Genomic DNA, 7,650 nt, shown 5'->3' with positions numbered 1-7,650 from the left:
CGCCCCGACGGGCTCGAGGAGGTCTGGCACGCCGCCGGGGCCGCCCTCGACCGGTCCGGCGAGCTGTACCCCTACGAGCCCGGCACCTGGGGGCCGACCGAGGCGCTGCGCCTGGCCGCCCCGGTGGGCTGGGCGCTCGGCAGTTGACGCCAGGTGAGCGCTCCGGCGCCATGACGCCGGAGTACTCACGGGCCCGGAGGCCACCTACGGCCATGGGTGGCGGCGTCCGCGGTCGGTCGCCCGCCGTGCCGACTCCCGGGCCGCCCGCCGCTCGGTGAGCTTGGCGACCCGTCGCGCCAATCGCTGCCGTTCACGCAAGTGCGGCATCAGGATGCGGCCGAGCCGTTCCGCCTCCCGCGTTTCGTCGCTGCCGTCGAACCAGGACAGGTAGAGGACATAGGCGTTCACGACGACGACCGCGGCGGCCAGAGCCGAGGCGATGACGGCGCCCGCGAGGTCCAGGACACCGGTCGCCTGCAGCACCTCGTCGCGCACCCGGACCCACATCATCGCGGCGATCAGAACCCACAGGACTGCGGTGAGGACCGTCATCGACCAGCCGACCGCATCCACGTCGGCCCAGGCCGCCCGTCGGCGGTCGTCGACGAACCGCGCGAGGTGCTCCCCGACGACGGCGGCCCATGCTGCGAGGGAGACGGTGGCGAGCAGGGCGAGTGCCACGGCGATCACGAACCTCGGGTCGAGCAGGCGCACGTCGACATTCAGAACGCCGATGAGGAACCACCAGAAGATGGCGCCATCGAGCACGGGCAAGAGGCGGCGAAGCCAACGCTGGCCGGTCGAGATCCGGCGATGCCGCTCCGGTGACCGGTCGGTGCGGATCGCCTGGTTCAGGTTCTTCACCCGCTCGCTGAGACCCCGCACCGTGTCTGCGCTGCCGTGCGCGTCCGGGACGACCCGGTCGCCGACCGCGGCGAGGTCGTGGCGGGCGACGGCGAGCTTGCCCCGCAGCCGGGATCCGGTGTGGTCGTCGGAGGGAGGTAGTTCCTCGGCGCCCGGTGGTGGCTCGGGGACGGTGATAGTGGACATGGGGACTACCTCTCTCGGGATCAGGGCCGGACCGGGGTCAGTACGACGACGACGCGCCTCAGGCTCGGATAGGTCCGCAGGTCCGGTCGTCCCTCGTTGTCACGAGACGCCGAAGGTGGGTCGGCGAGGGAGCCGTCCCCGGCGATCCGGGTCAGTGCCGCGGCGGGTGCGCCCGCCCCGAGCAGGAGCCCGGCGACCGCCCGGGCTCGGCACGTGGCGAGCTCGACGCCGTCGCCAGGACCGACGGGTGCCGTGCGTCCGGATACCGACGCCGTGCCCGTCCCGGTCCGGAGTCGATCCGCGACGCCCGCGAGGAGCGAGGCGGCCGCGGCAGGGTCGCGCAGGGCGCACGAGCCGGCAACGAACAGCACCGACGACGGGAGGGAGAGCTCGACGCCGCCGGCGACCGTCGCTCGTGTGCTCGCCCGCTCTACGGGTAAGACCGGTCCAGGCACGTCCGTCCGGACGCCGGCGCGGAGCGGCCGGGTCCCGTCGTCGATCACGCAGCGCGCCCCGGTCGCGGCGCACGCTGCTGTCCACTGGGCGCGCAGCGACTGCTGGGCCGACTCGTCGAGGGGTGGCTGGCGCCCGGCCGTCCGGCCCAATCCACTGAGCACGAGCGTGCGACCGGCCGCGTCGGGAACGGCGTGGGCCGCCCGGAGATCGGTCGCGATGCGCTGCGGGTCGGCGTCCCACCCGGACACCCGCATGTCGAACGGATCGGTGTCACTCAGGCCAGCTGACAGGACGTGCACGGTCGTCGACCCGAGGCGAACGGCGTTCCCAAGCGCGCCGAGCACGTCGGTGCTCCGCGAGCGCGACGCTGCGCGCTCGATCGTGGCGTCGAGGGCAGTCAGACGGGCCTCGATGAGCGCGTCGCGTCGCGGACCATGCTCGATCTCGCCGTTCGCTCTCCGCGGCTCTAGGTCCACGTCCTCGATGAGGGGATCGCCCGCCGCGAGGACCGAGACGACCGCGTCGTCCCGGCCCGATGCCAGCGCCCGGAATCCGGCCCGCTCGGCGTCCGAGAGGGCGGGGGGCAGCTCCGTGTCGTGATGCGCCACTACGACGGCGGCGCGCTCGACGCTCGGGGATCCGGTCGGTGGAGAACATCCGGCCGCGACGAGAGCGATGATCAGGCTGGCGAGAACCCACGCCGCCGTGTGTCGTTCGTGCCGTGTCGTCGTCATCATCCTGCTCCCGCCCGCAGCGTCCGGTGTCGACGCCGTCGTGGCAGGAGTAGGTCCGGGCAGCACGGTGTCACCCGGTTCGCGTGGTGCCGAGGCGGTCCGCGGGTGAACTGGGGATTCGCTGGACCTAGGTGTTCCCGAGGGGGTCGAGGGGCGTCCCCGGAGGAGGCACCGTGATGCTCGAGCGGCGCGGCGACCATGACGTGGGGGTGCGGATGCTCGACGGCCTGAGCGATGAGGAGATCGTGAGGCGTCTCGCCGAGAGCGGGTGCGAAGGACCACTGTGGGTGACCATCCAGGTCGATCTCTGGGCACATTGTCTTCCGGCTGTCGAGGCGATGGTCCTGGGCGGGTCCCTCGGCCATCGGACCGAGAGGCTCCGTCGCCCGATCCGCCTCACCGAAACGGAACGCGAGGCGCTGCAACAAGACCCTCACGCGTTACGTGAAATGTTCTCGATCGCCTTCGAGAAACAGCTCGACTACTTCGTCACCTGCCTTCTCCGAGGTGAGGGTTGGCGGCCGGGCGCGGGCCTACCGCTGCGCGCCTACTTCCTCAACGGCCTCTTGCTTCACCTCAAGAACCCGATAAGGGGCTGGTGGCGTGCTCGCCGGCGGTTGGCGAGCGAGGCGCCGGGATTCGACGAGCCGGACTTCGCGCAGTCCTGTGACGAGGACCTCGGACCGGAGGAGTGGCTGATCGCCTCCGAGGACATCGAGGCCTTGGTCACGGCACTGCACAACTTCGATCCCGGTCTCTGCCGCGCCTTCCTGATCCGGGCGGACACCGGATGGTCGTGGTCGCGGATCGCACAGGTGGTCGGGCTCTCCGCGAATCGTCTCCTGGCGCTCCGACAGGGCTTCCTCGAATACCTCCAGAACGACAACCGGCACGGCGAAGGTGGTGATTACGGATCATGAACTCGGACAGCAGCGACGACGCGTCCGGAACCGGGTTGTCCGACGCGAGTCGGGCGAAAGCCGGTCTCGTGGCGGACGTTCTCGAGCGCCGCGCCTCCGCGAGCGGCGCGGCCGCTCGCCAGGCCATGGCGGCACGTTTCCGAGCCGTGGCGCGGAATGACGGCGAGCCTGATCCGACCGTGGCCGATATCCTCGGGGTCGTCGAGGAGCTGGCACCTGGTGGGTGGCCGGGGACCGAGCGGACGTCGGTGTCGGACGATGAGCTCGCCCTGATGGCGCGGACGATGGATCGGGTCGAAGCGCGCCGGCGCCACCGGCGTGAGGCCGCGACCGCGGCGCGCGAATCCCGTTCGGTGCCTGCCCCGTCGAGCACCGATCCCGCAGCGGACTGGGCACGGGAGATCTGGGCGCTGCTCGGTGATCCGGCGACGGTGGATCGGGCCCTGCTCACCAGGATCGGTATGACGGACGAGCTCCCGGCCGACCCGGCGCGATGGTCGCTGGAAGCCGGGCCGGACCGTGCCCGCGAGCTCGTCGAGCTCGCGGGAGGCAGGTGGGACGAGGGTGACGGGCTGTACGGGGGAGGGAGCTACGCGAACCTCTACCGAGCGGCACGGATGGCGGGTGGTTGGGACGACCCGTCCGCTCCGGCCCCGGACAAGGCCTCGGGCGTCCTGAGCACGTCCACGGCCATGTCTCCGGTCGTCTCCGGGGTGGTGTTCACCGACGACGTGCGGCCCGCCCGGAGGGTTCGCGGCCGGACGACGATGGTGCACGCCCTGGCGAGTGCCGTGTGCGACGGGCGCGCAATTTGCGAGGTACTGGTCGGCGAGGCCGGAATGGGCAAGACCACCATTGCGGCCGAGGTCGCGCGACGGGTGATGGACATGGGGTTCCCTGCGTATTGGATCTCAGCGCCGGAGCGCAGCGCACTCATCGCCGGACTCGAGCAGGTTGCCCTGGCGCGAGATGTTCCGCTCTCATCCCTCCAAGCTGCTCACGGTCGCTCGAGCGTCCCCGAGGAGTACGTGGAGGCCCTCTGGAGGTTGCTCGCCGTGCAGCAGCCGACGGAACGGTGGCTGCTGGTACTCGACGACACCACCTGGGAGGTGGTCGGCGGCGGTCCTCGGCGCGCCGGCGGAAGCGGGGCCATCGTGATCACCACCCGTGGCGGGACCGGGATGCAGTGGGCCCCAGCCCGCGTCCAGCGCGTGACCGAGCTCAGCCGTTTCCACGCTGAGCAGGTCGTCCTCGACCGCTTCGAACTCGCCGGGCACGAATCGGGCAGACCGTCGATCGGCACGACAGCGCGGGGCGAAGAGCTGGCGAGTCGACTGTGTGACCTGCTCCCCGGGCTCCCGCTCGCTCTGGCGAGCGTGGGAGACCTGCTCGCCCGTAGCGGGCGCCCTGACCTCGACCGAATCGACCGCATCGCCACCGAGACCGGGGGCGACCCGGTCAGCGCCGTCTACGAGGTGTGTCTCGACGCTCTCGGTCGTGACCGCGACCGAGGTCGGGTCCTGCTGCGCCTGCTCGCGTGCTTCGCGGCCGACGAGCCGGTGCCCGAGCGAATCCTGATACGACCGGGTGCCCTTACCGAGGGGCTGGCGGCCCGGCCAGACGAGGTCCCCGGGCCTTCGGTCGGGGGTCTGGGTGACGGCGACACAGCCGAGGGAATCGCGGCACTCGTCAAGGTCGGCCTCGTGGAACGAGCCGGGCCGCATGGCGCTCGCGCTGCACTTCGCGTCCACCCTGCCATCGCCGAGCACTCCCGGCGGGACTACGGGGACGGGCCGGTGACCCTCTTCCTGGACACGCTGGCCCTCCACCTACTGGAGATCGAGCGAGGTCAGATCGACGCGGGCCAGCCCGGCGACTGGCCCGCAGTCGTCGCGATCGAGCCGCACGTCCATGAGCTCGTCACCAGTCCGGCCTTAGGCGCATGGCGGGTCGAGCCCGAGATCGGCGCTCGGGTGCTCGCTCTCGCCGACCGCACGTCCACGGCTCTCATGCGATCCGGTCGTCACGAGTGTGCGACCGCGTTGCTCGACGGCGCCATCGACGGGTATCGGTGGCTCGGCTCCGAGCACCCGTCCGTCCTCGCCGCCCGCCTGACCCGGGCCTGGATCACGGCGCTCGACCGCGGTGGCGACCTGCCTCGGGCGCGCATCCTGTTGGAGGAGCTTGCGGCGACATGCGAACGAGTCCTCGGGCCGGAGGCCGAAGTCACGATCTCGGTCCTCGACACGCTCGGATGGGTGCTCGCGGAGCAGGACGCACTCGTCGAGGCGCGGCACATGCTGACCCTGGTCGTGAGGCGGCGCGACGAACAGGGTCCGGGCGGCCGGCGTGCCGCGCTCGCGTCCCGGCACCGGCTCGCCTGGGTGCGGGTGATGTTGGGCGAGGGACCGGCCGCGGTCGAGGAGTTCGAGGAGGTCCTCGCCGAGCGCACGCGGACGCTCGGGTCGCCCGACCACCTCGACGTCCTCTCGACCCGGTACCGGCTGGCGTGGGCGTTGAGCCGGCTCGGCGCGCACGGGCCCGCCCGTGAACAGTTCGCCGCGCTGCTGGACGCGTCCGAGCGCATTCTCGGCCACGACCATCCGCTGACGTTGATGGTGCGTAGCCGCGTGGCGTGGGCGGCCATGTGGGCCGGCGAGCTCCGAGCAGCGAAGGAGATGTACTCGGAACTCCTCCCGACCCAGGAGAAGGTGCTCGGCGTCGTTCACCGTCGGGTGCTGGTCAACGCTCACAACCTCGCTGTACTGACCATGCGGCTCGGGGACCCCGCGACCGCTGAGGAAGAACTGCGGCGAATCGTCTTGGCGAGGGAGGAGCTCCTCGGAAGCGATCACCCATACAGCATGGAGAGCCGGGAGATGCACGCCTGGGCCCTGTTCCGGTCCGGGCGTGCCGAGGAGGCAGACCGGGAGCTGGTCGCGCTGCTCGCTGACCGCCGGCGCGTTCTCGGCGACGAGCACCTCGCGACTTTCGACGCGCGGTTCCGCATCGCGCGCGTCGTCCTCCATCGCGGCAGACTTTCGGATGCTGAGGGTCGGCTCCGGGCTCTGGCTGCGGACCGGGTCGCGCCAACGTCCTGGATGGATCGGCGGAACCTCCAGGTCCAACACGCGCTCGCGCTCGCGCTCGGTCTGCAGGGCGCGCACCGGGAAGCCTCGACCATCCTGCGTACCGTCCTCGGGGCACAGACCCTGGAGTTCGGCCCCGACGACGAGGACACTCTGGCGACCCGGGACCGGCTGGTCTGGTTGGACGGTGCAGCGGGCCGCCACGAGAGGCTCGTGGACGCGGCGAGGGGTGTCCTCGACGACCGTGTCCGGCTGCTCGGCTCCGACCACCCACACACCGCGACGAGCAGGTACCGACTTGCCTGGGCACTGCTGCAGGTCGGGCGGCTGCCCTCGGCCGCGCGGGCGTACGAGGACCTCGTTCACGATCTCGAATTGTTGCGTGGGAGGACTCATCCCCACACGGTGCGGGCGCGGATCGGACGGTTGCAGCTGTGGCGGATGACGCGGCGGGTCGGTGAGGTCGAAGCCGAGGCCGAGGCCGACGATCTCGTCCGGCTCGTGACAGTCACTCAGGGGTCGCTTGCGGTCGCGACGTTGCGAGCGGAGGAGGAACGGGCCCAGATCGCCGCCGTGCTGGGCCAGCTCGGGGACGCTGCGCTGCGGCTGCGCGACGTGCGGGTCCGCCAGCGGCGCGTGCTGGGAAGCAACCATCTCGACGTTCTCCGGCTCTACCGGTTGGAAGGAGGTGTCCGTGGTGGGCCTGTTCCTACGCCGGATTCCTACCCGGTGCGGTGACCGCCCGGAGCGGTGGCCCGCCTCGCTCACATGAGCGCGTCGAGCAGTCGGTCCACGTCCGTGTCGGTGTTGTGCAGGTGGAACGCGATGCGGGTCGCGCCGGCCCGGGGCGCGCAGCCGATGCCTGCCGCGGCGAGGCGGTCCCCGGCGTCGGGGTGCGGGATCGAGACGATCGGCGACGCCGAGGGCGGCAGGTCCAATGTCTTCCGGACGCGGCCGGCGAGCCCGACGCCGTGGTCGTGGACGGTGGCGCGGTCCAGACCGGCGTGCCAGTCCAGGGCGACCGCCGCGCCCACGAAGGACGCCCACGCGGGGGAGACGTCGAGGCGCCGCGCCCCGTCGGCGAGCGCGAGCGGCAAGCCGTACGTGCGCTGCCAGCGGTCGTCGCCCGCGTACCAGCCCGCGGCGCTCGGCGTGACCCGGTCGAGCAACCGCCCGGAGCACGCGAGCCAGGAGGCCCCGCGCGGCGCGATCAGCCACTTGTAGCCGCCCGCGACGACGGCGTCCGCCCACGACAGGTCCGCGGGCAGCCAGCCGACCGACTGGGTGCCGTCGAGGACGACGACGGTGTCGCCTGCCGCGGTCGCGGCGCGCTGCGCCTCGTGGTCGACGAGCGCGCCGTCGGCCGACTGCGCGACGCTCACGGCGACGACGTCGTACTCC

5 protein-coding genes are annotated in these 7,650 nt (G+C 71.8%); 2 read left to right on the top strand and 3 right to left on the bottom strand.

From position 1 onward, the window contains the following. Positions 1-204: 204 nt before the first annotated feature. Both VGI02_RS10190 and VGI02_RS10185 read right to left on the bottom strand, forming a co-directional pair. Complete coding sequence (locus VGI02_RS10190) at positions 205-1,050, bottom strand: hypothetical protein (protein ID WP_331627224.1); 846 nt, start codon at positions 1,048-1,050, stop codon at positions 205-207. A gap of 20 nt (positions 1,051-1,070) precedes the next feature. Further along, positions 1,071-2,114, bottom strand: a complete 1,044-nt coding sequence (locus tag VGI02_RS10185; protein ID WP_331627223.1) for a hypothetical protein — start codon at positions 2,112-2,114, stop codon at positions 1,071-1,073. 299 nt (positions 2,115-2,413) lie between these two features. Between VGI02_RS10185 and VGI02_RS10180 the strand changes: the two genes are divergently transcribed. Next, positions 2,414-3,160, top strand: a complete 747-nt coding sequence (locus tag VGI02_RS10180; RefSeq protein WP_331627222.1) for a hypothetical protein — start codon at positions 2,414-2,416, stop codon at positions 3,158-3,160. 692 nt (positions 3,161-3,852) lie between these two features. Continuing rightward, positions 3,853-6,987 (top strand): tetratricopeptide repeat protein, encoded by a 3,135-nt coding sequence (locus VGI02_RS10175; RefSeq protein WP_331627221.1) that lies wholly within the window; start codon positions 3,853-3,855, stop codon positions 6,985-6,987. Positions 6,988-7,013: 26 nt separating this feature from the next. Here VGI02_RS10175 and VGI02_RS10170 read toward each other — a convergent pair. Continuing rightward, positions 7,014-7,650 (bottom strand): aminotransferase class V-fold PLP-dependent enzyme (locus VGI02_RS10170; RefSeq protein ID WP_331627220.1); only part of this gene is annotated, 637 nt, incomplete at its 5' end.

The organism is Actinomycetospora sp. (genome assembly GCF_036497245.1).
Lineage (GTDB): Bacteria > Actinomycetota > Actinomycetes > Mycobacteriales > Pseudonocardiaceae > Actinomycetospora.
The sequence above is the reverse complement of the archived record's forward strand: the minus strand, read 5'-3'. Positions and strand labels throughout refer to the sequence as shown.